At 41.1% G+C, this 24149-nt stretch carries 25 protein-coding genes and 2 pseudogenes; 10 read left to right on the top strand and 17 right to left on the bottom strand.

What is annotated here, in order from left to right; translation table 11 throughout:
- Positions 1–35 precede the first annotated feature (35 nt).
- From pilO to ABFW99_RS13105, 6 genes are all read right to left on the bottom strand, one after another.
- Positions 36–905, bottom strand: a complete 870-nt coding sequence (gene pilO, locus ABFW99_RS13080) for a type 4a pilus biogenesis protein PilO (RefSeq protein ID WP_349355464.1) — start codon at positions 903–905, stop codon at positions 36–38.
- A gap of 4 nt (positions 906–909) precedes the next feature.
- Positions 910–2652 carry a PilN domain-containing protein gene (locus tag ABFW99_RS13085; RefSeq protein ID WP_349355465.1) on the bottom strand — a complete coding sequence of 581 codons (1743 nt, stop codon included), beginning with the start codon at positions 2650–2652 and terminating at the stop codon, positions 910–912.
- A gap of 8 nt (positions 2653–2660) precedes the next feature.
- Positions 2661–3908 (bottom strand): type IV pilus twitching motility protein PilT, encoded by a 1248-nt coding sequence (locus ABFW99_RS13090; protein WP_349355466.1) that lies wholly within the window; start codon positions 3906–3908, stop codon positions 2661–2663.
- A 144-nt stretch (positions 3909–4052) separates the two neighbouring features.
- Positions 4053–4559 (bottom strand): Crp/Fnr family transcriptional regulator, encoded by a 507-nt coding sequence (locus ABFW99_RS13095; RefSeq protein ID WP_255135574.1) that lies wholly within the window; start codon positions 4557–4559, stop codon positions 4053–4055.
- A gap of 79 nt (positions 4560–4638) precedes the next feature.
- A complete protein-coding gene (locus ABFW99_RS13100; protein ID WP_349355467.1) occupies positions 4639–6414 on the bottom strand; it encodes a GspE/PulE family protein in 1776 nt (591 codons plus the stop codon).
- Between the two features lie 9 nt (positions 6415–6423).
- Positions 6424–7761, bottom strand: a complete 1338-nt coding sequence (locus ABFW99_RS13105) for a type II secretion system F family protein (protein WP_349355468.1) — start codon at positions 7759–7761, stop codon at positions 6424–6426.
- A 339-nt stretch (positions 7762–8100) separates the two neighbouring features.
- Between ABFW99_RS13105 and ABFW99_RS13110 the strand changes: the two genes are divergently transcribed.
- From ABFW99_RS13110 to ABFW99_RS13130, 5 genes are all read left to right on the top strand, one after another.
- Complete coding sequence (locus ABFW99_RS13110) at positions 8101–9309, top strand: MFS transporter (RefSeq protein WP_349355469.1); 1209 nt, start codon at positions 8101–8103, stop codon at positions 9307–9309.
- A gap of 134 nt (positions 9310–9443) precedes the next feature.
- Positions 9444–10898 (top strand): carboxypeptidase-like regulatory domain-containing protein, encoded by a 1455-nt coding sequence (locus ABFW99_RS13115; protein ID WP_349355470.1) that lies wholly within the window; start codon positions 9444–9446, stop codon positions 10896–10898.
- 94 nt (positions 10899–10992) lie between these two features.
- Positions 10993–11589, top strand: a complete 597-nt coding sequence (locus ABFW99_RS13120; protein WP_349355471.1) for a hypothetical protein — start codon at positions 10993–10995, stop codon at positions 11587–11589.
- Positions 11590–11592: 3 nt separating this feature from the next.
- Positions 11593–13005: an MATE family efflux transporter gene (locus ABFW99_RS13125; RefSeq protein WP_349355472.1), complete on the top strand. Its 1413-nt coding sequence runs from the start codon at positions 11593–11595 to the stop codon at positions 13003–13005.
- Between the two features lies 1 nt (position 13006).
- On the top strand, positions 13007–13231 hold the full coding sequence (locus ABFW99_RS13130) for a translation initiation factor (protein WP_349355473.1): 225 nt from the start codon (positions 13007–13009) through the stop codon (positions 13229–13231).
- 87 nt (positions 13232–13318) lie between these two features.
- Here the strand turns inward: ABFW99_RS13130 and ABFW99_RS13135 are convergent, their stop codons facing one another.
- The 5 genes and pseudogenes from ABFW99_RS13135 to ABFW99_RS13155 form a co-directional block, all read right to left on the bottom strand.
- A complete protein-coding gene (locus tag ABFW99_RS13135) occupies positions 13319–13810 on the bottom strand; it encodes a putative metallopeptidase (RefSeq protein ID WP_255135566.1) in 492 nt (163 codons plus the stop codon).
- 27 nt (positions 13811–13837) lie between these two features.
- A complete protein-coding gene (locus tag ABFW99_RS13140; protein ID WP_349355474.1) occupies positions 13838–14329 on the bottom strand; it encodes a DUF4920 domain-containing protein in 492 nt (163 codons plus the stop codon).
- A 74-nt stretch (positions 14330–14403) separates the two neighbouring features.
- Positions 14404–14640: a hypothetical protein gene (locus ABFW99_RS13145; protein ID WP_349355475.1), complete on the bottom strand. Its 237-nt coding sequence runs from the start codon at positions 14638–14640 to the stop codon at positions 14404–14406.
- 3 nt (positions 14641–14643) lie between these two features.
- Positions 14644–14796, bottom strand: a pseudogene (locus ABFW99_RS13150) (endonuclease VIII); the annotation flags it as partial.
- The gene (locus ABFW99_RS13155; RefSeq protein WP_349355476.1) at positions 14754–15230 is read right to left on the bottom strand and encodes a DNA-formamidopyrimidine glycosylase family protein; all 477 of its coding nucleotides are present in this window, start codon (positions 15228–15230) and stop codon (positions 14754–14756) included. The gene ABFW99_RS13155 and the pseudogene ABFW99_RS13150, both read right to left, overlap by 43 nt.
- 123 nt (positions 15231–15353) lie before the next feature.
- Here ABFW99_RS13155 and ABFW99_RS13160 point away from each other — a divergent pair, with 123 nt between their 5' ends.
- From ABFW99_RS13160 to ABFW99_RS13180, 5 genes and pseudogenes are all read left to right on the top strand, one after another.
- A complete protein-coding gene (locus ABFW99_RS13160) occupies positions 15354–15752 on the top strand; it encodes a hypothetical protein (RefSeq protein ID WP_349355477.1) in 399 nt (132 codons plus the stop codon).
- Positions 15730–16920, top strand: coding sequence for a hypothetical protein (locus ABFW99_RS13165; RefSeq protein WP_349355478.1), 1191 nt, complete (start codon positions 15730–15732; stop codon positions 16918–16920). The genes ABFW99_RS13160 and ABFW99_RS13165 overlap by 23 nt, the downstream gene beginning before the upstream one ends.
- A gap of 17 nt (positions 16921–16937) precedes the next feature.
- Positions 16938–17654, top strand: a complete 717-nt coding sequence (locus ABFW99_RS13170; RefSeq protein WP_349355479.1) for a 3-keto-disaccharide hydrolase — start codon at positions 16938–16940, stop codon at positions 17652–17654.
- A 58-nt stretch (positions 17655–17712) separates the two neighbouring features.
- Positions 17713–19956, top strand: a complete 2244-nt coding sequence (locus ABFW99_RS13175) for a PQQ-dependent sugar dehydrogenase (protein WP_440707518.1) — start codon at positions 17713–17715, stop codon at positions 19954–19956.
- Positions 19941–20312, top strand: a pseudogene (locus ABFW99_RS13180) (c-type cytochrome); the annotation flags it as partial. The gene ABFW99_RS13175 and the pseudogene ABFW99_RS13180, both read left to right, overlap by 16 nt.
- 20 nt (positions 20313–20332) lie before the next feature.
- On the opposite strand, the gene ABFW99_RS13185 reads toward ABFW99_RS13180, so the two are convergent.
- The 6 genes from ABFW99_RS13185 to ABFW99_RS13210 all read right to left on the bottom strand — a co-directional run bounded on the left by ABFW99_RS13185 (position 20333) and on the right by ABFW99_RS13210 (position 24148).
- The gene (locus tag ABFW99_RS13185) at positions 20333–20704 is read right to left on the bottom strand and encodes a hypothetical protein (protein WP_349355481.1); all 372 of its coding nucleotides are present in this window, start codon (positions 20702–20704) and stop codon (positions 20333–20335) included.
- Positions 20705–20792: 88 nt separating this feature from the next.
- Positions 20793–21245, bottom strand: a complete 453-nt coding sequence (locus tag ABFW99_RS13190) for a hypothetical protein (RefSeq protein WP_255135558.1) — start codon at positions 21243–21245, stop codon at positions 20793–20795.
- Between the two features lie 434 nt (positions 21246–21679).
- On the bottom strand, positions 21680–22393 hold the full coding sequence (locus ABFW99_RS13195; RefSeq protein WP_349355482.1) for an SDR family NAD(P)-dependent oxidoreductase: 714 nt from the start codon (positions 22391–22393) through the stop codon (positions 21680–21682).
- A 7-nt stretch (positions 22394–22400) separates the two neighbouring features.
- On the bottom strand, positions 22401–23051 hold the full coding sequence (locus tag ABFW99_RS13200) for a 7-carboxy-7-deazaguanine synthase QueE (protein ID WP_349355483.1): 651 nt from the start codon (positions 23049–23051) through the stop codon (positions 22401–22403).
- The gene (locus ABFW99_RS13205) at positions 23044–23433 is read right to left on the bottom strand and encodes a 6-pyruvoyl trahydropterin synthase family protein (RefSeq protein ID WP_349355503.1); all 390 of its coding nucleotides are present in this window, start codon (positions 23431–23433) and stop codon (positions 23044–23046) included. Before ABFW99_RS13205 ends, ABFW99_RS13200 begins: the two co-directional genes overlap by 8 nt.
- A 97-nt stretch (positions 23434–23530) precedes the next feature.
- Positions 23531–24148, bottom strand: coding sequence for a thioredoxin family protein (locus tag ABFW99_RS13210; protein ID WP_349355484.1), 618 nt, complete (start codon positions 24146–24148; stop codon positions 23531–23533).
- Between the last annotated feature and the right edge of the window lies 1 nt (position 24149).

The following is a 24149-nucleotide window of genomic DNA, read 5'->3' on the forward strand; positions in this document are numbered from 1 at the left end:
AAAACCTTTTTTGTAGATTGTTGCTTTCATGGGTTTCATCGCTCTATCTCCAAGGTAACCAATTCCGTGATGCCACCTTTGTTTAGATTAAAAGTAGCGGATTTATTCTTAAGGTCTATAGATTCTAATTCACCAAGGTACACTTCATCTCCTTTTCTAAGTGAATTTATATTTCCTCCCTGATCTACGATAAAAATTCGTGATGCTGTGAGGCCTATTAATCTGCTTTGCTCCACATCAATCAGATTATCGTCATTGGGTGGAATCACTTCCTGTATTAGTGGATAAAATGGGTTGAATGTTGAAACTCGTTCATCCATCGTTAACTGACTGGATAATGCCAGTCCGTCCTGAATGGGTATTCGTTCATAATAACTTTCAATAGTGAAGGTAAAAGTAATATCATTGAGTTCTTCAGGACTAGAACTCGGGGGTGTTAAGGATATCTCAGAAACCTTATTTAAAAGCTGACTGTTCTCAATTTTGTTCACAAAGTTTACAAAGTTAGTGTAGGTTCCATAACCATTAATTTCTGCGTTTACAATACCATACTGGTCCTGGGCAGTAGAGTCCACAAAAACAAAGTCAAAAAACACTTTCGAAGATGTGCTGCTATTACTTATATAATTCAGGTAATCATAAATGTCATCAGGATTGGGAGACTTAAAAAGAGACTTATCAGCGTTCTCAATAATGGATAAGGCCTGCTGATACCGTTGGTTTAATGCCGGAAAAGCATCGCTGGTAGCCTTTTTGCTGTTGAAATCTTTCTGTTTCTCCGTTACTGAAGTCTGAAGTTCCTGTAATTCAGACAACTGAAAAAACTTGATATAAGAAAAAGCCGCACCTACAAATAAGGTAAGTGTTACTAACAAAATGATGGTATTTCGGACCGCGTATGACAATTGACTATTGGTTCCCTTCTATTAATTCTTCAATTCCCTGCACACTCTGTGGCGTGTAGATGCTTTCATCGTCAAAAAATTCTGAGACAACGTAGGTAAAACTGTAAACATCCTGTTCTCTTATCTGATCAGATGTCACATTCAACAGCGTTGCATCTGCAAATAAATCGGCAAGCTCGGCAATTCGCTCCCTGTAAACAGCGTATCCGGTTAATTCAACATCACCATTAGGTAGCGTTGCTGCTGCCGTTAACCATACCGAATTTACATCATCTACCCCACTATTTATACGATCCAGGTTTTTACTCCAGCGTAAGGTTCCCTGATTCAACTCACTTAATAATACAAGCTTAGCCTGAATTTGCTCTAAATCTGAACTAATTTGATTATACCGTTGCACGGTTGGCTCAAGAGATTGAATTTGAGAGTTCAATGTACTCACTTCATTTCTAAGTCGATCTATTTCAGTCGCATTTTGAGTATAGAAGTGGTTAGATACAATAGGGGTCAACAAGATCAATAATAACAGTAAAAACCCATGCCATTGCAGTTTAAAAATCTTCTGACGATCACTTACATAATTCGGTAAGAAAGAGATATTTGGGAAATTGCTTTTCTCAAAACCTGAAGCTGACCACGCTGCACCAATTGCCGTAGTAAAGGCGGGTATGGAGGAAGGATTTATTTCTTCGGAATCGAAAAAATCATCAGAAAACTCAAACTCTGAAACATTTACATCCTGAAAGCGCTCTTCAAAAAACTCAATAGCATCATCTCCAAGCGAATTATTACAGATAATAAGCCGATCAAGATTTGGTACCTCTCCGGTATCAAGCTGGAAAAGAATCTTACTGAATATGGTATTGAGAAATTTTGGATTCTTAATCCCTTCTGTAATAATTGGTGATACGATCCAAAGCTGAGAACCTTTCAGGAAAAGTATCCGACTTGTGGTTTCACCAAACTGAACCACACCGGTGATACTGTTTATTTCGAGCTCATAATTTGCCCGAATTAGCCCTAATAGAAGTATTTCATCAGGTAAAATCTCATTAATGAACAATTTCCCGGAGTACATATCACGGGTCCTGTTCATTAGTTTTAGTAAATCCGGCTCATCGTCAATAGAAGTGAGAAGTAAAGCACCATCTTCTCTTACTGAATAGGAAAAATAGTCTTCTGCTTTAGACACTCCGTGCAGAGCTTCAAGCCGGTCATTAACTATAATCTGAAGATCTTTCTTTTTAGTTTCGGAAAAATCAACATCTTTTAAAATCTGGAAGATCGTTTGTCCGGCAGGGATACTTAAACCAACATCTACTCTTTTGGTGTCTGTAGAGCTTAGAAGGTTATATAATAGCAATTCGTTGGATGCGGCCGCTTCGGTTTCATCAACCATATCAGTATCAACAATCTCATCCGAACCTTCTAAATCATCAAGGTCATCAAAGTCAAGATCATCGAGGTCATCTTCAAAAGCGTCTAAATCTAACTCCTCAGTTTGATCTTCTTCCTCTTCTTCCAGGCCAAATATGACATCCTCGTCATCAAGGCTGTCATCGATACTGTCAAAAACGTCAACTGTTTCTTCTTCCCTGGCTGCTTTGGCTTTCCCTTTCAGACTTTCAACCAGGCGTACTTTGTCAAGACTAACTAAAGAGACCTTTTTGCCGTTTATTTTTATACGGGCAACTTTCAGAAACTCTTCGTCAACAACAATTCCGGTATATGTCTTATTTGATAACATATTCAGCCTTAGTAATTAACTTCACTTAGCAGTTGAACCATTTTAGTTTTGTTGTTGGCGTGATTTAAAGCGTTCTCTTTAGAAATAATGCCATCAGTATATAATCTCTTCAGGTCCTGTTCCATGGTATTCATCCCTTTCTCACTACCCTCCATCAACATCTGATAGATCTCACTGATATTATTATTACGAATAGCGGCCCTTACCGAAGTATTCACCATTAATACTTCTTTGGCTAACACCCGTTTACCATCCAGACTGGGAACTAACTTTTGGCTAACTACACAGGTAAGAACATCTGCCAGCCTTACCCTAACCCTGTTTTGTTCCTCTGTTGGCACCTCACCTAAAATACGCTCAATACTTTCCATAGCTGATGAGGTATGAAGTGTTCCAAACGTTTTGTGACCGGAATCAGTGATTTCCAATGCCGTCATAATAGTTTCGGGGTCACGAAGCTCACCAATTACTATAATATCAGGATCTTGCCTAAGCGCCTGAACTGCCCCTTCCTTAAAAGACTCAACATCCCGGCCTACTTCCCTGTGCCTAACAACTGACTTGATGGGTGTGTGTATCAATTCAACCGGAGAAGCGATAATTACGATGTGAGAGTCAACCGTGCGGTTATTGGCATCAATAACCGTATCCAGAGTTGACGACTTACCGGAACCCGTTATACCGGTGATGAGGGTTAATCCATATTTGTAATACTTTAAACTCAGAGCCTTTGCTACCTCGGTATGTACATTCAGATTTTTGAAAGGTCGTATGGTATTATCAATTTTACGCATGTTGAGCGCTAAGTGCTCCAAATCAAAATACATATCAGCACGAAACCGCTGCTGTTTACCATTACCAAGCTCTATTGAATACGAAAAATCAAGATTTTTGTCTTCAATAAGTTTTTTCCTTTGTGATGGAAGAATAGCATTATGCAGCAATACATTCGTTTCATCCAGTGAGAGGCTTAGAGGTTCTTTGGCCGGCTTTTTATCACCATATATTCTATACCAAACCCTGCCATCACATCCCGGACCGCCTAAATCAATATCAGAAGCATCGTTCTTTAGCATCCTTTTCAGGTAGCCGTCTAATATATCAGAAAGTTTCTCGCGGTGGTCATCCCCAAGGTTATCAACCACATTTCCCAATTGCACATGCCGGTCTATTCCCCTTGAGGTCCGGGGTAATTGCTCAATAACCGGATGAACCAGTTCTGATAGCTTTTCGGATTTTTTGGTTGCCGCCTCCATAATAAAGCCAAATCATTTTGTTGATGACAAATAACAGGATACCTGAAAACGCTTATTGTTACGAAAAAAATTAAAAAAAACTAACAATCCAAGCGTATATGCTTGCGAATTATCAATTTGCCGTACAATAACCTGTTTACAGAGTTACCAATTGGTATCGTTCAATAACCTCTTCTTCAAGTTAAGTAATTGAACATTCATGTTACTTATTTTACGCTGCTGTATTTCGATGATATTTTTTGTAAAGATGTTGAACAGCTTCTCAGGTTTTTTTCTGAAAAAATTAAGGGCTTCATATCGTTCGTATCTTAAAACCACACAATCGCCTTCTGCAGTAACCTTAGCCATTCTATTATTTTTACTGAATAAGAAGGTTTCCCCTAAAAAATTACCTTCCCCCAACGTAGCTAACTGTATGTTATCCTTCCAAATACATACTTTTCCTTCGGCTACTAAATAGGCTGAATTAACATATTCCGACTCGTTCAGGATGATTTCATCAGACAGAAACCTTTCTTCCTTCCCTAACTGAAGGAATTCCAAAACATCTTCATAATGAAAGTTTTTCAGAAGCAACGGAGGTTCTTTCAAAAACTTCTTTATGTAATCGGTCATTAATTCATCGCCGGAATTTGACATCTCGGTACTCATACTAAACCCCTGTGATAGTTACTACTGGCATAACAGCAATATGCATCAAGTTAATATTTAATTTCAAGTTTTCCGCTTATTAATCTTCAATAGTTGCGGCCACAATTTCTTCGATCGTTGAAACACCTTCTTTTACACGCTCCCGGCCAGACCCGCGCAAGGTAAGCATACCCTGTGACATTGCAAGCTCTTTAATAGCTCCTTCATCAATATCGCCACCGGCATCCAGAATCATTTGCTTAATCTCCTTCGAGAAATAAAGTGCTTCATGAATACCTGCACGGCCCTTAAAACCAGTTTGGTTACATTTTTCGCAACCAACCGCCTTATAGAATGTAGTTTCTTCAATTTCTTTATCCGTAAAACCAATGCCTTTGGCCGTCTCGGGATGCGGTGTAAACTTTTCTTTGCAATTGCTACACAGTCTTCTAATCAAACGCTGAGCAACAACCAGGTTTACGGCATTCGCAATCAAAAATGGTTCAACTCCCATCTTAAATAAACGGGAAATCGCACTGGGTGCATCATTGGTGTGAAGGGTTGAAAAGGTTAAGTGACCGGTGTTTGCTAATTTAATAGCAATTTCAGCCGTCTTTAAATCCCTCATCTCACCTACAAGTACAATGTCGGGGTCATGACGCAAAATCCCCCTAATCGACTGATCAAAGGTCATGTGGTTACTGATCTTTAACTGTCTTGCCCCCTCAATAATATACTCTACGGGTTCCTCCACAGTTAAAACATTTTTTGTTGGGTCAATCACATAATACAGGGCGGCTACCAATGTAGTTGACTTACCGCTACCGGTAGGCCCTGTGATAATTACGATACCTGAAGGCTTTTGGATCGATTTTACAAAATTTTCTTTCGCCTGTTTTTGTAACCCAAGCTTATCCAGGTCTCGAATTACATTTCGATCATCCAATACACGAATTACAATTGATTCAAACTTCCGGTCGTATTGTTTTCCAACAATAGGCATAATCGAAACCCTGTATCGAATTCCGACACCATCAATTTGACGCTGAATAAATCCATCCTGAGAAGCATCCCGTTCAAAGCGGTCAACATTACGTGTTTTATCCTTAATTACAGCTGAAATAGCCTCCGGCTTCACATTCTTCTGCTGGTACCAAAGCTGTAATTTACCATCCACCCGAAAACGGATATCTGTAGTGGTTGGAGAGCTGGGAACGATGTGCATATCACTCACTCCCTGGCGAACTGATTCTACCAACATCCCTTCTACCAGTGAGTTAAGCATACTCTGATTGATCTCAGCATCAATCTCTTCTTCGTCAATCTCTTCCTGATTCTTATCTAAATCAGGTTCTTCATAATCGATTTCTTCGAGCAGATCCAGGAACTCATTTTTTTGCTCATAAACTTTAGACAGGATGTCTTCAATCGACTCATATTTGCAATAGACTAATTCTGTTTGCTTGAAATTAATCTTATTGAGTACACTTTGAATGTTAGGATCGGATGGATCAGCCGCAGCAATTACAATGGAATTCTTGGTTTTCTGGTACGGAAGGGCCTTATGGTGTACCAGTTCATCCACAATCTCTTTTGGGAGGTCTTCCAGGTTTTCCTTGATATGATCAAGAACTTCATCCGGAATTTCGTCGACATCTTTCAACACCTCTCTGAAAGCATAGATATTGGCAATTTCTTTCATAATCAGGTGCCTGTTCAGCCCTAAGTCCTGTGAAAGAATTTGACCAAGTCTGCGATTACTCTCCTTAGGTTCTTCAGAGAGGATAGACAGCCCTTTCTGCAACTGATCAGAGGTTATAATCCCTTTATTAACAAGGATATCCCCAATATGTCTGCGTATATTTATTTTTCCCATTTAAAACTCTTAGACACCTGAATTCGGCTGAATTACGGCTGACTCGGAAGAAACGACCGTAATAGCAATCAGCGCAACCATAATAAACATATTGATAAACAAATTAATCATATCAATTACGGATTGCATTTTATAGGTGGTTTGAATTTCGTAATACTCGGCCAGCTGTTTTGCATTTTCTCTTAAAGCACCTGACTCAGCACCCAACCTAAATCTACTTAAAGCGGTATTTGTAAAAACTCCGGTTGCCTCCATCGACTCGATAAGCCCGGCTCCATCCTTTAACATTTTTCGTATGGCCACTTCCTTAATCTGTTTTTCCATGTATTTATTTCGGCACGCTTCAGAAGCCACCTTAATAACCTCTATGTTTTGCCCGGAGCCACTGTAAAGAGTGTAAAATACCCGTGCAAAAATCTCTATACTTGTCTTGTGGAGCAAATCACCCAAAACGGGCAAATGTATAATGTATTTATCTTTGAATAACTGCCCCTTTGGCGTACGGACGAAATATATAAATCCTGCAATAGGTATAACGAATGAAAGCACGATCAATACCCAGTTATCCCGGAGCCAGTAACTCATCTCGAGGGTAGCAGCCGTCATTGGAGGAAGAGCAATATCCATTTCCAGAAACATTTCTGCGGTTGCCGGGAAAATATATCCCACATAAAACAGCACCACCCCAATTACAGCCAATACCGTTACCGCAGGCATCATAAGAGCACGGCGCATATTCTTCTTAAACTCAGCGTCTCGTTCCATAAACTTGGCGGTACTTTCAAATACCAAAGCCATATTACCCGAGGTGGAGGCAACACTTAACATATAAGCTGCAAACTTACCGAATACATCCTCATGCTTCCCATACACCTCTGAACCTTCTTTACCATCCTTCAGGTCCTTCTGGATGGTTTTAATCACCTCTTTCATCCGCTTGTTCTGGGTATCTTCGTACAGTAGGTTCAGAATCTCGTCAAAAGGAAGCTGCTGGCCAAGAAGGTCTGATGAAAGTCTAATAAAAGTAACTACTTCCTGTTGGGGTACTCCGCCCTTAAAATCGAACAGTTTTTTATTGATACTCTTGACTTTATAGCCAAGCTTGACGAGCGCTTTTTCTAATTCTTCTTTGCTGTAAGCTTCCTGTTCACCAGAAACAACCGGTTTACCCGGACGCTGGACTTTATACATGAACATCACTTTCTCATCCACCGACTGGATCTTAAGTCCATTGGTCTTGGAAAGCCTGTCTACCTTTAGCTGAGCTTCTTTCTTATTGTCTGCTTCAAATTCAGTTTGAACTACTTTACCTTTTTGCGAAATCGCTTTTAGCCTGAATTGTGCCATAATGCTAAAATTTACCCTTCTCGGTTCTTAAGACGACGCGTCTGAATTAATATAAATTTGAAATACCGATATCATACATACTATTTACGAAAAACAAGCAATACCGGGTTGCCACTTAATGATGATATATATCCTGATTTGTTACAATAAACTACTTTTTTTTTAGAAATAAGAATAATGTTCCAAAAAGTATATTTGAATTTTTTAAAAATGATATTTCTGTTAATCGGCTCCTTTTAAAGAAACATAAATTGAAGTATCTGGAATCGATAAATACCAATAAAAATTATTTACTGTTTTTTATAAGTCTGCATTCTATCTTGGTCGAAATAATTCAGAATGACGAAGAAGCAAGACGGCAATCCTTACCTAATTATATTTGCTCTCTGGTTACTTGTATTTGCAGCAAGTAGCCAGGTCATGATCATTTCTCCCATCCTACCCCGTATCAGCGAACAGTTGGGAACTCCGTTAGAGATTCTTGGTAATCTGGTTACCGTATATGCAGTAATGGTAGGTATGTTTGCCATCATTATGGGGCCACTGTCCGACAAAATCGGCCGCCGCAAGATTTTATTAATAGGAACCGGTGGTATCTCTTTCTTTCTCTTTCTACATGGTTTGGTTGATACTTTTATAGGACTACTAATTGTCCGGGCTTTGGCAGGCATGGCCGGGGGTGTTTTAAGCGGAGCTGCTGTTGCCTATGTGGGCGATTACTTCCCTTACGAAAAGAGAGGCTGGGCTAATGGTTGGATTATGAGCGGTATCGCTATGGGACAAATATTAGGCATTCCAATAGGAACACTACTCGCTGATTTGTTTGGCTTTCGAATCCCATTTCTCCTTTTTGGTGTGATAATGGCTCTTACCTTTATTCTGATTTTATTCAAAGTTCCACAGCCTAATGTTGAGCTGTCAAAAGACCGGGTTACGTTCAAGGGTTCGGTATCCAAATACTACGATTTACTTAAGCGTAGCGAAGTCCGTGCTGTTGCCTTTGCCTATGTAGTGATGTTTTTGAGTATCTCGGTGTACGTGGTTTACCTGCCTACCTGGCTGGAAAACACTTTCGGTGTTGACGGTAAAGCGATTGCGACACTTTTCTTTGTTGGGGGTGTAGCTAATGTGATTACAGGGCCCATTGCCGGTAAAATATCAGATCGTATCGGCAGGAAAAAAATAATCATTATTTCCTGCCTGGGGCTTTCGGTAGTTATGGGAATCACGACCTATGTTGTTACTGAGTTTTGGATAGCATACCTCATCTTTTTCGCAGCTATGGTTCTCATTGCTATGAGAATCAGTCCTTTTCAGGCGCTCTCCACACAACTTATTAAATCCGACAACAGAGGGTCTTTAATGAGCTTGCTGGTAGCCATCGGTCAGGTAGGATATGGAGTTGGGGGCTCTATAGCAGGCCCGTTTTATGTACAACAGGGGTATGTAAGCAATACACTGATGGGCACCGTTATGATCCTTCTGATGGCCTATGTGGTCTGGAAACACGTTCCCGAACCTGAGCTCAATTCCGGAGAAAAGGATTAAAAGAGCTTCAGATATAGATTCTGCAACGTTGTTCAACTACTTCCCTCCTCTTTCTCATTTATAACGTATTTCTAACTTGAAATGAATTTTATTGTAACTTAGTATCCCCTTAGTTCTCTATAAAAGAAAAAACTATGCGTAAAATATCTCTACTTCTTTGCACGGCTTTATTGATTCAGTTTTTAGTTGGATGTACCGGGAATGACGAGGATACCGTCGTAATCCAAGGTGCGGTTACAAATTCTGTAAACGGAAATTCTATAGCTAATGCGACTGTACAAATTACCAGTCCTCAGGAATTCAGCGACTTTACCCGGACTGATTCTGTTGGTCAATACTCATTTAGCAATATCGATGTTTCTGAACTGACTGACATTACTTTATCAGCTTCAGCAACAGATTACATATCTGATAGCCGAACAGTTCAGGTAGCAGCGGGTGATAATATTACGAATTTCGATTTTGAATTAGATCCTGAAAGTTCAGACAATGGTGGGGATGACGGTGGTGATGATGGCGGGGTAGCAGGCCCTTCTGCAGGAGCTGCGTCTATTATACTTGACAGGATAACAGAAGAAACAATAAACATTGCCGAAACAGGAGGTATAGTGAATACAAGCTTCACATTTCAGGTACAGGATTCATCCGGCAGAAATCTTGACTTGAATAATTCTGAAGATGTCACTTTTTCGATTATATCGGGCCCTAACGGTGGAGAAGGTATTACCCCATTAACAGCAACCACTAATGCCAATGGCCAAGTCACCTCAAACTTATACAGTGGCAATGTAGCAGGTGTTGTACAGATTCAAGCTGAAATTGTACGTGAAGATGTAGGACTTACCATTCGGTCAAGACCAGTAGCTATTACCATCCACGGAGGATTTCCTGACTTAGATCACTTTAGCATTGCTGCAGATAATTATAACTTTGAAGGGTGGTCAATCAACGGAAACAGAAACCCTTTAACTGTAATTCTGGGTGATCAGTTTGGTAACCCTGTCAAACCAGGAACGGCTGTTTATTTTACAACCACCGGTGGAATTATTCAGGGTTCAGGTTCCGGAAATACGAATAATGACGGAGAAGTTACTGTAAACCTTATATCCGGTGATCCTCGCCCAACTGACAATGTTGCTGGAAGTGGAGGACGTGATGGCTATGCTACTATAACAGCAAGAACCATAAATGGAAACAACCAGGAAATTGAAAAGAACGTAATTATTGTATTTTCGACTTCTGGTGCATCCATCTCTGCAAATCCAACAACTTTTGACCTTCAACCTAATGGAGGCGCTAGTTTTACCTACACGGTTACCGACCTTAATGGTAACCCAATGGCAGCTGGAACAGAGATATCGATTGATGGAGGAGACGACATAGAAGTAACCGGAGATACAGATTTTACACTCGGAAACTACTTATATCCCGGACCCGGTGCTACTGAATTCTCATTCTCTATTCGTGATACAGATGAGGAATCTGCAGACCCTGCTGATTTGACTATTAAGATCAGTGTAACTACGCCATCAGGTCAAACCACAACTTATTCGGGTATTTCCGGAACAAGACGAAAAAGTGTTAATTAGATTCTCTTGCTGAATCCATTGCCTGAAGTCCGCCTTAACCAAGGCGGACTTTTTTTGTTTTAAGCCTTTCTTACAATTGTTTTAACCGCTACCTTTGAAACTCATTTATAATCAGGTACAGTTTTCGAATATGGACGCAAAGAATACTTTTGAATACAACAGTGTTAACTACAAAGAGTTTTTGAAGAGATTCAGAAATCTTGGCGATTCTGAGCATACCCTGATTGTATATGCAGGACCTTTTACCACCAACCGGGAAGCTGCCCTTGATGAACTGAAAAGAGAAATCATCGGTGAAGCTGTAATTATTGATCTGGCTGAAGTTGTCACTCCATTTGAAGAAGAAAGTTATGCCAACATTGATGAATGTTTCTCTTCTATTGATGAAAATGCCCCTCTTGTAATCTTTAAAAATGCAGAACAACTGAATGGCGTTTATACCGGTTATACCGGATCTGTAGTCAAGTATGCATCACCCCAGGAAAAGTATTTTCTTAGGAACGTTAGTAAAATTAAAGCTCCTGTAGTTCTTGAGTTTAAAGAATTTGATCAACTGGATCGTATGGTGGTTAGAAAGTCCGACTCGGTTGTACTTTTTAAAGCCCCTTCTTCTTTCATTGAAAAAATGGCCTGGAAAGTACAGAACTGGCATGTTCACGGCTCTCACTTTCTTTCCCCTCGTCCTCACTAGTATATGACCGAAATACAGCCAGAAACTGCCCCAAATTCAATCTGGGAAGACATTAAAGCCTCTCTGGCTGGAACGGAACTCGACTTTACCAAAGGTAGTATCGGCCGGGCTATTCTGATTCTATCCATCCCTATGGTTCTGGAGATGATGATGGAATCGATTTTTGCTGTAGTCGATATCTTCTTTGTATCTAAACTTGGTGCAGATGCCGTAGCAGCTGTTGGTATCACCGAATCGGTTCTTACTCTTGTGTATGCTATAGCCATAGGATTTAGTATGGCTACCACTGCCATTATTTCGCGGAGAATCGGGGAAAAGAATAAAGATGACGCGGCCAGATCAGCGGTTCAGGCTATTTTTGTTTGCCTCATTATTTCTGCTCCTATTTCCTTAACAGGGATATTCTATGCAGAAGAAATTTTGCAGCTTATGGGAGCCAATGAAAATATAGCCACTCATCTCTCCTCCTATACGGCCATCATGTTAGGCGGGAACCTGGTTATCATGTTTCTGTTTGTGATCAACTCCATTTTTCGGGGTGCCGGTGATCCCGCCATAGCAATGAGGGTTTTGTGGATTGCCAATGGTATCAATATCGTTCTGGATCCACTACTCATATTTGGCTATGGGCCCTTTCCTGAACTTGGAATTGCAGGGGCAGCAGTAGCAACTACTATTGGCCGGGGAATCGGTGTCTGTTATCAATTCTACCGCCTGTTTGATGGGAAAGGACGTATTATCATCCTACGAAAACACATCTCCATCCAAACAGAAATTCTCAAAAGAATGATTCGTGTCTCAATTGGAGGAATTGGTCAATTTCTGATTGCCACCGCAAGCTGGGTTGGTCTGGTTCGGATTATAGCGGAGTTCGGCAGTATCGCTCTGGCCGGTTATACCATTGCCATACGTATCCTCGTGTTTTCCATTCTTCCCTCCTGGGGCATGAGTAACGCCGCAGCAACTCTTGTTGGACAAAATCTGGGGGCTAATCAACCCGAACGAGCAGAGAAATCGACCTGGATATCTGCCATCATCAATATGATATTTTTAGGGCTGGTTGGCGTTTGCTTCCTGATATTCGCCGAAAACCTTGTGAGTATTTTCACCGATGATGCAGCCATCATCAAAATCGGTTCCAAATGCCTTCGTATTATGAGTTACGGTTATTTGGCGTATGCTTTTGGAATGGTGATTATACAGGCCTTTAATGGTGCCGGCGATACGAAAACCCCGACCCTCATCAACCTTATTTGCTTCTGGCTTATCGAAATACCCCTTGCTTACTTCCTGGCTATTACACTTGAATGGAACGAAGAAGGCGTTTTTTACTCTATAGTAGTTGCGGAATCACTATTGGGCGTAATAGGCTTTATATTGTTCCGACGCGGAAATTGGAAAAAAACCAAAGTATAGAATGAAAGTTAGTGTAAAAATGGAAACAGCAGGACGAAGAGGAAAGCAGGTTTCTGTTATTAGAGGAATCACACACAACCCTCAGGTAATCGAAGATTTAGAGAAGAAACTAAAAACCCAGCTGGGTACCGGAGGAACTATAAAAGGCAAAACAATTGAAATCCAGGGAGATCATGTAAATCGAATCAAAAAAATCCTGGAAAAAGAAGGCTACGAAGTTAAATAGGTGTTTTAGGTTTTAGGTAATAGGCTTTAGGTGTTAGGGGATTTCTAACACCTAACACCTTGTCACTAAAACCTAAAACCTGCTTACCTACAATTTCACTTTACTTTCCTGGCGTGGATCCAGATCATAGAGAGAGGATGCCGTAGCCTGAATAGTCTTATACCATTCGTTTCCAAACTTATCGTTAATGGTGTAGAAATCAGCAAAATCAGGCTTTCGGATGGTCATTTTCCACTCCTGAGTCTTCGATTTAAAGGTAGGATCTACATGAAGAAGCTCATGATACAGCATCATCTCCTTGGTTTCATTATCAAGCATATCCCATAGCTCACCGGATATTTCAATCAGGTAGTCATTACCTGAGTAATGCTTTACTTCACGGCTGGCTTTCATACACTTGGCTGCACGCTGCTTGGAGAGATTTGGATACACAAGAAAATAGCCGATCTCAGCCGGACCAAATTCAAGTTTGTGCTTTTCTATAACTTTTTTGGCAATGGCCTCCACCTCCGGAGACTCCATAAGTTGCTTTGTTGAATGAATAGTTGCTTCAGCTTGTAAAAAATCGTTCTCTGGCATGAATAGTTAAAATATCTATAATTAAAGTTATGATTTAGGAATCATCACAGATGTAGCAACAATAGAATATTCTTTCTGAGGTCCTTCTATTGCTTCAGTATCTTCCCCGGCATCTTCAGCATAATGCTTAGCCTGCTCTTCGGAAAGCTCCTTTACGGTAAATGTACCAACTAACTTAACGGTTTTTCCCTGAGAGTCGGTAGGGATAAAAAACCCATAATCCTTGAAGGTAATCCGAGCTGAGTAACCGTCCTGATTAGCCACGAAAAAGCAGCCTTTCTTTTGGCACACTTTAGCTACTTCAGTTTCTACCGTTACTTCCTTTCCGGAAAGCTCTTTTTCAGACTCAATTAATGACACAAGTGATGTCGCTTCGTTCCACTGCTCCACTTCCAAGCCAAACACTTCATATGCTTCTGTTTCCTGAACAGGCTCTGAAAGTCGGATTACTTCCGCTTCCTGTGCGAACATTGAAGTGGATAACAGCATGAATAATACGGGTACAAATATCTTTTTCATTTTCTCTTTCTTTGTTTTTTTGAGGAGCTCAAACATACAAAGTTTAGGACCAATATTGCACCTCAATGAACTTTTTAATCCATGTTTTTCTGCTCCGTTTCACAATAGTAAATCTTTCGGCCACCGGTCTCCATTACCTGTATTTCCTTACCGCACTTATAGCATGGTTTACCGGCTCTTCCGTAGGCATAATGCCGGTATTGTTTACGGGAAGCTCCCTCCTCTTTTAACGCTTTAACCAAATCATCGGGAGTGGTAAGTCCACCGGTTCGGTAAGATCGGCGTGATAGCTCCAAAGAATTCTTTGCCAAAGCCCTAATTTGATCTTCAGTACAGTCTTTAGGCCTGAATTCCGAATTTACACCCGAACAGAATAAAACCTCACTGCGGAGATAGTTTCCAAGTCCGCTTAAAAATCCCTGATCTAAAAGCAGTGTGGAAAGCTTTCTGTTTTTAAATGTACTGCTTTTATATCGCTGTAGAACTTGTTCATATGTTGTATCAGGGTGAACAACATCCGGTCCAAGTTTTTTATATACGGATGATTCTCCACCTCGTCATCCTCAAGCATCTCTATTTCAGAGGCAGAATATAAAAAGGCGGATGAATCAGACGTATGTATCGCAACCCTCAGCGACCGATTTGTGTCGGGCTCATTCCCATCCTTACTAATCATCCACTTTCCGTAGAGCTGGTTATGGGAATAGAGATTCAGATTGTTCCCGAATGCCGTAACAATGGCTTTTCCTCTCGGCGTGATGGAATCTATTTTTAAACCCTTTAGCTGTAGCTCAAATGGTTTAAGCTCATCAAAAGCAAAGAACACCTCCTCGATTTCTTTCCCTGCAATGGCGTCACTGATTTTATCTGCTGCTCTCCAAATTTCCGGTCCTTCTGGCATGATTTCGTTTTTATTCGTTATTCGTTATTCGTTATTCGTTATTCGTTATTCGTTGGTCGTTGCCACATAAAAAGTTTGGTTAATGACTCGGAAGTCCATACAATCAACAGCAAAAAACCGTTCATGAAATCTTTTTTGGCCATAATTTCAGGATTTGCAGGATTCCTCTTTTTTGAAGGATTTGCCCGGCTTATCATCACTTTTTATCACCGGGTTGATTTCCAGTTTTATGGTATTTCACACTTTCCTTCTACCGTTTGGGTTGTTGTAATACTGCTATCTGTACTTACCAGTACCTGGCTTGTCTCTATGCTTATCCTCACGGTAACCAATAAAGATTCTCTCCTTCATGCTGTAATTTTTGGAGGAGTCCTGATTGGGTGGAGAGCTATGGAATTCTATAATTCTTATCAATCTGAACCATTATGGTATTTTGGAATCGTTATACTACTACATCTATCAGGCATCTTTCTTGCCTATCAATTATATACCAAACAACATGAGATTACTGATCCTTCTTAGTGCTCTTTTGCTGGTAAACGGATGCTCCGAAATGGCTGACATTCAACTTCAGGAAATATCTACTGTTTCCGGGGAAAACAGCTCTCTTCCCTCTTTATACACCGATAATACGGGCATCGTGTTTATGAGCTGGGTTGAAGAAAGAGGCAATATCGCTGAGTTACATTTTGCTACATTCAAGAATAACACCTGGTCTGAACCTTCTGTTATATCAGCTGATTCAACCTGGTTCTTAAACTGGGCCGATTATCCTTCCATAATTGGACATAATGGACAACCCATGGCTGCTCACTGGCTTAATAAGAAACCCGGCGGAACATATGCTTACGATGTTAACATCTCAGCTTATACTCATCAATGGTCTGAGAGAATCATACCTCATCAGGATAAAACCCCAACCGAACATGGATTCGTAAGTATGCTTCCCGCTTCCGATTCCACCTTCATGATGGTATGGTTAGACGGTCGAAAAACAGCCGGAAGAGAACATCATGAGTATGCGGATATAAGCAAAGCTATGACCCTCAGAGGCGCAATAATTGACCAAAATGGTCAAATCAAAGAAAAATTTCTTATCGATGATGCAGTTTGTGACTGTTGCAATACCTCCTTAGCAAAAACAGATAACGGGTTTATAGTCACTTACCGTAACCGCACGGAAGATGAAATTCGAGATATTTATTCCTCAATTTTCAGAGATGGAAGCTGGAGCGAACCTAAGCCTGTGCATAATGATAATTGGAAAATAGCTGCCTGTCCCGTTAACGGCCCGGCGGTTGGAGTTCAAAATGAAGTTGTAGCAACAAGTTGGTTTACCGGTGCAAACGGAGAGAGTAAATTACAATTAGGCATTTCGAATAATCATGGAACCGATTTCGATACGGTAATTTCAGTAGATGATCAAAATGCGATAGGAAGAACGGATTTATTAATAAGTGATGGCAAAATCTGGGTGAGCTGGCTTTCATCTGTTAATAATTACGGAAAGCTAAATCTTGCTTCTTATTCTCTGGATGGTAACCCATTAAATCAATATTCTATTCCAAATATCTCCAAAGAAAGAAGTACCGGGTTTCCTCAGCTCGTTAGTTCTGAAAATAGTCTTCTTATAGCCTTTACCGATGTTTCCGAAGAAAGTAAACGAATCCGAATGTTTGAATTGAAATAGTTAATGAATTCAACTTTATGAATCTGAAAGCTTTTTTAGTCCCTGTAGTTACCTTATTTCTGCTTAATGGTTGTGAACCCTCTGAAGCCCCCGCTTCTCAGTCAGATAACACATTTCAGACCATCTTAACCGATAGTACTTTAAACCAATGGAGCGGCAAAGAAGGTTATTGGACATTTGAAAACGGAGTGTTGACTGGTGAAACCACACCAAATACGATTCTGATAGAGAATACTTTTTTTATCTGGGATGGTGATACCGGTCATGATTTTGAATTAAAGGCCGACTTCAGGATTTCGGAAAGAGGAAATAGTGGCATTAATTACTACAGCAAACCTGTGAAAGCAAAGGAATTTATGCTCAGCGGATACCAGGCAGACTTAGATGGTTCGCATAATTATACGGGGAATGTGTACGAAGAAAGAGGGAGAGCCACCCTGGCAAATCGAGGGGAAATTGTAAATATATCGGAAGGCAATTTTTCAGAGGTTTTGGCCAAAACCGGAACACAGGAATCGTTGTTTTCAAAAATTGATACAACCGAAAACGGCTGGAACAAATATCATATAATCGCACGAGGAAACTCCATCATTCATTTAGTAAACGGTCAGATTATGACCATTCTGCTGAATGATGACGGGGCAAAATCAACCACTAACAAATTGGGATTTCAACTACACCTTGGCCCTCCCATGAAAGTGGAGTTCCGAAATATCCGGTTGAAGAAATTATAAACACTATTTGTACTTTAGCCAGTACATCATCAGGAATTTTACTCTTTACTACCTTTGCATGCATATCATTAACAGACGAATTAGCAGTATATCTCTCATCATAATTTCAGCCACTTTTTTATGGATTACAGGCTGCAACTCATCCCAAAACCAGGATCAGGAACAAACTCAACCAACGATGAGTCAGCAAGATCCGGGCAGTACTGACATTCAAACATTACCGGGATTTGAAGCACAATTGCTTTATGAAGTGCCAAGAGGAAGTTATGGCACCTGGATTGCCCTTACGGTAGATAGCCAGGGACGCTTGATTGCTTCCGACCAAAGTAATAAAGGTATGTACCGTGTTACCATAAATGAAACGGAAGGTAAGCCCGAGGTAAACATCGAGGAGGTTACAATCCCGCTTTCAGGAGTAAACGGGTTTGCATGGAAAAACTGGGACTTATACGCCAACGTTGGAGGCAAAGGAATTTTCAAAATGAGTGATGAACGCGGGGATGACCAGTTTGACGTACTGGAATTTCTTGGTGGTCCGGCCAAACTGGCTGAGCATGGAAATCACAGCGTTGTCAATACCGCTACAGATGATGACTTATATGTAATTAATGGAAACTATACTCCCAAGCCTGAACTTAACTCCAGCAGATTACCGAATTGGGATGAGGATTTATTGCTTCCACGAATGTGGGATATCAGAGGCAATGCCCGCGGTATTTATGCGCCCGGAGGCTACATAGCCAAAATTAATCCTGATGCTTCTAAATGGGAGATGTTCAGTATTGGATATAGAAATCCATACGATGCAGCTGTAAATCCACATGGTGAGTTGTTTACGTTTGATTCCGATATGGAATGGGATTTAGGTATGCCGTGGTATCGCCCGACAAGGCTTATCCACGTCACAAGTGGCAGCGACTATGGCTGGCGAAGTGGCAGTGGGAAATGGAAAGAATATTATGAAGACAGTCTTCCTCCTACCCTTAATACAGGTCGGGGTTCACCCACCGGAATACTCTTTGGTACCGGTGCCCAATTCCCCGCTAAGTATCAGCATGCTTTGTTTGCTCTGGATTGGCTTTATGGAACTATTTATGCCTTTCACCTTACTCCTGATGGAGCAACGTATAGAGCCGAAGCCGAAAAATTTCTATCCGGCAATGCGCTGCCATTAACCGACGCAGTTATCGGTAAAGACGGTGCTTTGTATTTCATTATTGGAGGCAGGTCAAATGTCACCAAACTATATCGTGTGGTTTATACCGGAGACCAGTCAACCGAACCTGCTCCCTATCCCGATAATGCAGTATCGAAAGAAGCCCGACAAATTCGAAGGAATTTGGAAAAGTATCATGGAGTATCTGATCCAAATGCCCTCCCGAAAGCCTGGCCTTACCTTGATTCTGATCATCAATTTATACGCTATGCAGCTCGAATGGCGGTGGAATCACAACCCGTGAATCTTTGGGCTAATAAAGCACTGAGTGAAAATGCGCCCTGGGCTAAGATTAATGGAATTATTGCTTTGGCAAGATCAAATTCTCAACAGTACAGAGAAGAAGCTATCAACACATTGATTGAAACGAATCTGAACTCTTTCACCACAGAACAGACCTTAGGATATTTAAGGGCTCTGTCTCTGGTGTTCATGCGTCTTGGAGACCCGGTTGACTCACAAAAAGAACTTGTAACTGATAAATTACAGCAACTCCTTCCCTCAGAAGATCCAAGAGTTAATACCGAATTAATCCGGCTATTGGTTTACCTGAAAGATGCGAGAGTCATTGAAAAAGCCCTGGCTTTGATTGAGAACCCCAAACCCATAGACTCCAAGCCCAACTGGATCGGTGTCTTAGATCATCCGGATGGAACCATCGAGAAGATGCAGGAAAATCCTCCTCCCGTTCAGGAAATAGAGTATTTATTCATACTTCGGAATCTTAGAGATGGATGGACTATTGAACAAAGAAGGGAATATTTCACTTTTATTAATGAAGCATCCGGAAAAATGGGTGGTTCGAGTTATGCGGGATATTTAAGAAAAATAAGAGACGATGCATTGAGCAATGCCTCCAAAGAAGAACACGATGCGGTAGCAGATATTACAGGTGTGAGCTTAATTACAGAGCCGGGTTTTGAGATTGTACAACCTGAAGGCCCCGGCAGAGACTGGACCGTAAATGAAGCAGTTGTTACGGTAGCAGATCATTTACGGAACGTAATTTCGAAAATGGCAGAAATGCCTTTTTTGCTACAGGTTGTGCATCCTGTCATCGATTTAATGGCTATGGGGGTAATATAGGTCCTGATCTAAGCACTATTGGCCTCAGATCTTCTGTTGATGTTTTGCTGGAAGACATCATTAACCCTGGCTCACTTATTTCGGATCAGTACAGCAGCTCCGAAGTAAAACTGAAAAATGGGGATTTGGTATCAGGACTTGTTATAGAGCAAACAGATTCCTTGAAAATATATACCAGAAATCCCGACCAACCTCCTGTGGTTGTGAGTAAAGAACAGGTACAATCGATTGGACCTTCAAGTATATCTCAGATGCCGGCTAATTTGCTAAACCCTCTTAACGAAGAAGAACTCAGAGATTTAGTAGCCTATTTACGTTCCGGTGGAAATCCTGACAGTAAGTTGTTTAAGAAATAATTAGTCGGTCAAATACCGAGCTATCTTTGAACCCAGACAGTAGAATCAGCATAAACTATGACCTCTAATACCATGTCGGTATTGGCAGGTCTTCCGGTTAACCGGAAAGAAGAATGGGTTCTGTCGGAAATGGTATAGGTACCGTGTCCATTTTCGCTTTCGAGGTAGAGGTCCTTAAGAGTTACATCCGAAAAAGAATTTTGACCGCCACCCTGAATCTCTGGTCGCTCGAAGTAAGCGACAGACCTACCTATGGCCTCATACATTCCTTGTAATGTAGCCGACCTGTTAGGATTAAGCTCTCCCTTTGAGAATGTATTGTAAGCTACAGAAACAGTAATCGCCACAAGTACGGTTACTAATATGACAAGCAGTAATTCCCTTTTTCCCATTTTGACCTCCGAATAAAATAAGAGTGGAGTAAAAAAAATGGCTCCCTTTCAGGAGCCATTTTAAACTTATGATATAGATACGAATCTATTAGTCATTTTCAACCCAAGTAATACCACCTGGTCCGATATCAGCTTGAAGCGGTCCGTTTCCGGTAGCAGAGCTAACAGAAGAAGTAACCGGTCCGTCGATACGGCTTGCAGGATAAGCGGTAATTTGGAATGTAGTATCAGTAGCACCCGGTGCAGAGAAAGTATATACACCGTTAGCATTAACAGCTGTCAAACCGCCATTAGCGATTTCATCAGCCGGGAAAGCAACTGTATTGAAGGTAATACCTTCCCAGTCACCGCCGCCGCCGCCAAGCATCTCAGGCTTCATGAAATAGCCCTGAGCTGAAGAAGCGAAAGTAGCAATATCCTGACGAACTGCGTCAAGGTTAGCTGAATCAGCAGCTGATCCGAATGTGTTAATAGCCACAACCGTCGCAATACCTACGATGATTGTTACGAGAATTACGAGAAGTAATTGTTGTTGACCCATGATGATCTCCTATTGTAGTGTTGTTTTGTGTTTGTTAAACTGTTTTCAATTTATCTGATGCAAATTTTAGTAATAACTACATCAAAGTAAATTAGAAATTATTTAGTGTTGTTTGGTTTTTTCTTGATCACAAGAGTGATCTCTTTTTCAATTGTTACAAAACTTAATTAAAAAATTTTAATATTCGCAGAAAAAATTATTGTATTGATTCATTTTCTGCCATGCTTATGTAAGCACGGATCAATCTACGAAATAAAAATCAGGTTGGATGTACATTAAGGAAGTTTTAATACTATTGTTAGCCGATTTTTACCCTTTACCCCCTCCGGTGTTAAACCTCTTAGCTTGAATAAATATCATTGCCGTAACCCTGGCAGGGTTATTCGGTTATTCAGGCATCATGGCTTGAGACCGGGAGGTGAGTATAAAAATGATCACATCGGTGGCACCTCTCCCCCCTGTGGCATTACTGTAATTTCTTCTGCCACACTTCTGCTGCTTAACTCCGAAAGGGTTACGATCAGCCTTCCTACATCCTCGGGGTCAATAAGTTTATTAGGGTCTATTTCAACTTCATGCCAGGATGTTGAATACGTTTGACCAAGGTTAATGGCCGTTACAGCTATGTTTGAACCCATCAGTTCTTTCCTGAGAGAGCGTGTGTACCCCAATAAAGCATGTTTCGACATAGAGTATGCCCCACTGTCTTTTAAACCCTTCAAAGCTCCCACAGAGCTTATATTCACAACTAATCCTCTCTTTCTGCTTTTCAACTCCGGCAAAACAGCCTTTGTAAGGTTAAATGCACCGGCTGCATTAATCTCAAACTGAGATACAAACTCCTCATGGGATGTGTCTACCAGTTTTTTAAATAAGAAGGAACCGGCATTATTAATCAGAATGCCCGGATTCAGCTTTCCAAAATCAATCTCTCCTATTTTAACATCATTGGTAATATCGAGAGTTAGAATCTCAACCTTTGAAGCACCTTCACCAATACACTCCTTTTTGGCCTCGGTTAATTCTTGCTCATTTCGGGCGATTAAGACAAGCGGATGATTTGTTTTTCGGGCAAATACCCTGGCTATCGAAAGGCCGATTCCTTTACTACCCCCTGTAATTATTACCGATTGGTCGCTAAATGCCATCGTATGATTATGGTACTTTTAAAAATTTATGAGTCTGAAGACTGATACCCCATTCCGGATTTTCCTTCACATAGTCCACAATCAAGTCTATAGACTTCGGGGTGTCCCACTCCGGCTGGAGCAACAATTTTGTTCCTTCCGGGCATTTTGCTGCATTTTCCTCCGCCCACTTCAGGTCTTTGTTTGTAAGAACAACTACCTTTAATTCATCTACATATGCAAATACTTCTCCGGTAGGTTTTTTGAACCGTTTGGGAGAAAGGGTGATCCAATCCAATTGCCCGGATAAGGGAGATGACCCACTGGTCTCAATATGAACCTGTAATCCGGCCGATTTCAACCCAAGGGTAAGCGGCAGCAGATCATGCAATAGGGGTTCTCCACCAGTAATCACAACGAATGGTGCTTCACTTTCTTTAGCAGCTTCCACCAATTCGCGGACCGAAAATTTCGGATGTCCTTCTTCTTCCCAACTTTCTTTCACGTCACACCACCAGCAATTAACATCACAACCGGCTGTACGGATAAAATATGAAGCTCGGCCTGTATGTGCTCCTTCTCCCTGAATGGTATAAAAATGCTCCATTATCGGGTACTCAACATCCATGAAGTCTCTATCACCGGTAAGCCATTCGGTATGGTTTTCTGTTTTAAACATCTTTATCAGTGTACTCTACCCAGCTGGTTTCCGTTTCCCAAACCGTAACGGTTAGCTCAATATCTCCGGGGATGCGGCTTTTGGTTTCTTTATGGATGAACTCAGCAATCCGTTCAGCCGTAGTGTTTTCGGGCATCAATTCATTTAGAAAGCCATGATCAAACCCACCCTTTTCTGAGTCTTTGGCTGCCCACTTCAGTTCTTTGAAGTCGCAAACCATATCAGGGGTTTCCAAATATTGGGAAGGATTCAGTTTGTTGGATTTAGCGGTCATCATCACTCTGTAAGAATGCCCGTGCATTCTTCCGCATTTCCCATCATATCCTTCAATAAAATGGGCAGCATCAAATTTAAACTCAGTATGTAGCGTCCAGGTTGGCATTATATAGTCTGTATTTTTGATATCATTTACTGCGATATCATTCAATAAAAAAAGCCACGTTGTGGCGTGGCTTAAAATTACGGGATTTTCAGTAAAATTACTTAGTCCGCTTTATGGTACATCCAAGTGATCGGGTTTCCTTAGTGCTGACCTCAGTTCCGCTTATCATCTGGTTGATAGCATCTTCTGCATAGGTTGACTCCACGGAATTCGCGTCATTAGCGTTATCATCTATTGCACCATGATAAACCAATGTTAAGTTCTCATCAAAAAGAAAAATCTCCGGTGTGCGCGTTGCCCCGAATGCATCCGCAATTACATGATTCTCATCCAGAGCATAAGGAAATTCATAATCCTGCTTCTGAGCCCGTTTTCTCATGTCTTCCATCGATTCCCCACGGTTCCTAATGCGTTCATTGGGATTCAGAGCAATCATTCCGATATCATTAGCCGCTGCAAGCGCGGCCAGGCCGTTGTACCGGTCCTCCCATTTAGCCACCCAGGGACACGTATTGCAAGAGAACATCACAAGTAGACCCTTATCTCCGGCTACACCTGAAAGTGTCAGTGTTCGTCCAGATGTATCTTCAACTTCCTGGTTTATCTGGGGAGCTTTGTCGCCAATTTCGAGGCTATTGTTTGTCTGAGTTTGAGCAAAAGCTGTTAAAACCAACACTGCCGATAATCCCAGTATGAGTTTTGTCAATTTAATCATG

Origin of the sequence: Gracilimonas sp. BCB1 (assembly GCF_040117685.2) — a bacterium.
GTDB lineage: Bacteria > Bacteroidota > Rhodothermia > Balneolales > Balneolaceae > Gracilimonas.

Bases quoted from the DNA above. Each gene is read 5' to 3' on its own strand.
- ABFW99_RS13140 (WP_349355474.1), bottom strand. From the start codon at position 14,329: ATGAAAAAGATATTTGTACCCGTATTATTCATGCTGTTATCCACTTCA.
- ABFW99_RS13135 (WP_255135566.1), bottom strand. From the start codon at position 13,810: ATGCCAGAGAACGATTTTTTACAAGCTGAAGCAACTATTCATTCAACA.
- ABFW99_RS13160 (WP_349355477.1), top strand. From the start codon at position 15,354: ATGAAATCTTTTTTGGCCATAATTTCAGGATTTGCAGGATTCCTCTTT.
- ABFW99_RS13170 (WP_349355479.1), top strand. From the start codon at position 16,938: ATGAATCTGAAAGCTTTTTTAGTCCCTGTAGTTACCTTATTTCTGCTT.
- ABFW99_RS13085 (WP_349355465.1), bottom strand. From the start codon at position 2,652: ATGTTATCAAATAAGACATATACCGGAATTGTTGTTGACGAAGAGTTT.
- ABFW99_RS13110 (WP_349355469.1), top strand. From the start codon at position 8,101: ATGACGAAGAAGCAAGACGGCAATCCTTACCTAATTATATTTGCTCTC.
- ABFW99_RS13195 (WP_349355482.1), bottom strand. From the start codon at position 22,393: ATGGCATTTAGCGACCAATCGGTAATAATTACAGGGGGTAGTAAAGGA.
- ABFW99_RS13205 (WP_349355503.1), bottom strand. From the start codon at position 23,433: ATGCCAACCTGGACGCTACATACTGAGTTTAAATTTGATGCTGCCCAT.
- ABFW99_RS13115 (WP_349355470.1), top strand. From the start codon at position 9,444: ATGCGTAAAATATCTCTACTTCTTTGCACGGCTTTATTGATTCAGTTT.
- ABFW99_RS13200 (WP_349355483.1), bottom strand. From the start codon at position 23,051: ATGTTTAAAACAGAAAACCATACCGAATGGCTTACCGGTGATAGAGAC.
- ABFW99_RS13105 (WP_349355468.1), bottom strand. From the start codon at position 7,761: ATGGCACAATTCAGGCTAAAAGCGATTTCGCAAAAAGGTAAAGTAGTT.
- ABFW99_RS13185 (WP_349355481.1), bottom strand. From the start codon at position 20,704: ATGGGAAAAAGGGAATTACTGCTTGTCATATTAGTAACCGTACTTGTG.
- ABFW99_RS13090 (WP_349355466.1), bottom strand. From the start codon at position 3,908: ATGGAGGCGGCAACCAAAAAATCCGAAAAGCTATCAGAACTGGTTCAT.
- ABFW99_RS13210 (WP_349355484.1), bottom strand. From the start codon at position 24,148: ATGATTAAATTGACAAAACTCATACTGGGATTATCGGCAGTGTTGGTT.
- ABFW99_RS13175 (WP_440707518.1), top strand. From the start codon at position 17,713: ATGCATATCATTAACAGACGAATTAGCAGTATATCTCTCATCATAATT.
- ABFW99_RS13190 (WP_255135558.1), bottom strand. From the start codon at position 21,245: ATGGGTCAACAACAATTACTTCTCGTAATTCTCGTAACAATCATCGTA.
- ABFW99_RS13165 (WP_349355478.1), top strand. From the start codon at position 15,730: ATGAGATTACTGATCCTTCTTAGTGCTCTTTTGCTGGTAAACGGATGC.
- ABFW99_RS13155 (WP_349355476.1), bottom strand. From the start codon at position 15,230: ATGCCAGAAGGACCGGAAATTTGGAGAGCAGCAGATAAAATCAGTGAC.
- ABFW99_RS13130 (WP_349355473.1), top strand. From the start codon at position 13,007: ATGAAAGTTAGTGTAAAAATGGAAACAGCAGGACGAAGAGGAAAGCAG.
- ABFW99_RS13095 (WP_255135574.1), bottom strand. From the start codon at position 4,559: ATGAGTACCGAGATGTCAAATTCCGGCGATGAATTAATGACCGATTAC.
- ABFW99_RS13125 (WP_349355472.1), top strand. From the start codon at position 11,593: ATGACCGAAATACAGCCAGAAACTGCCCCAAATTCAATCTGGGAAGAC.
- ABFW99_RS13100 (WP_349355467.1), bottom strand. From the start codon at position 6,414: ATGGGAAAAATAAATATACGCAGACATATTGGGGATATCCTTGTTAAT.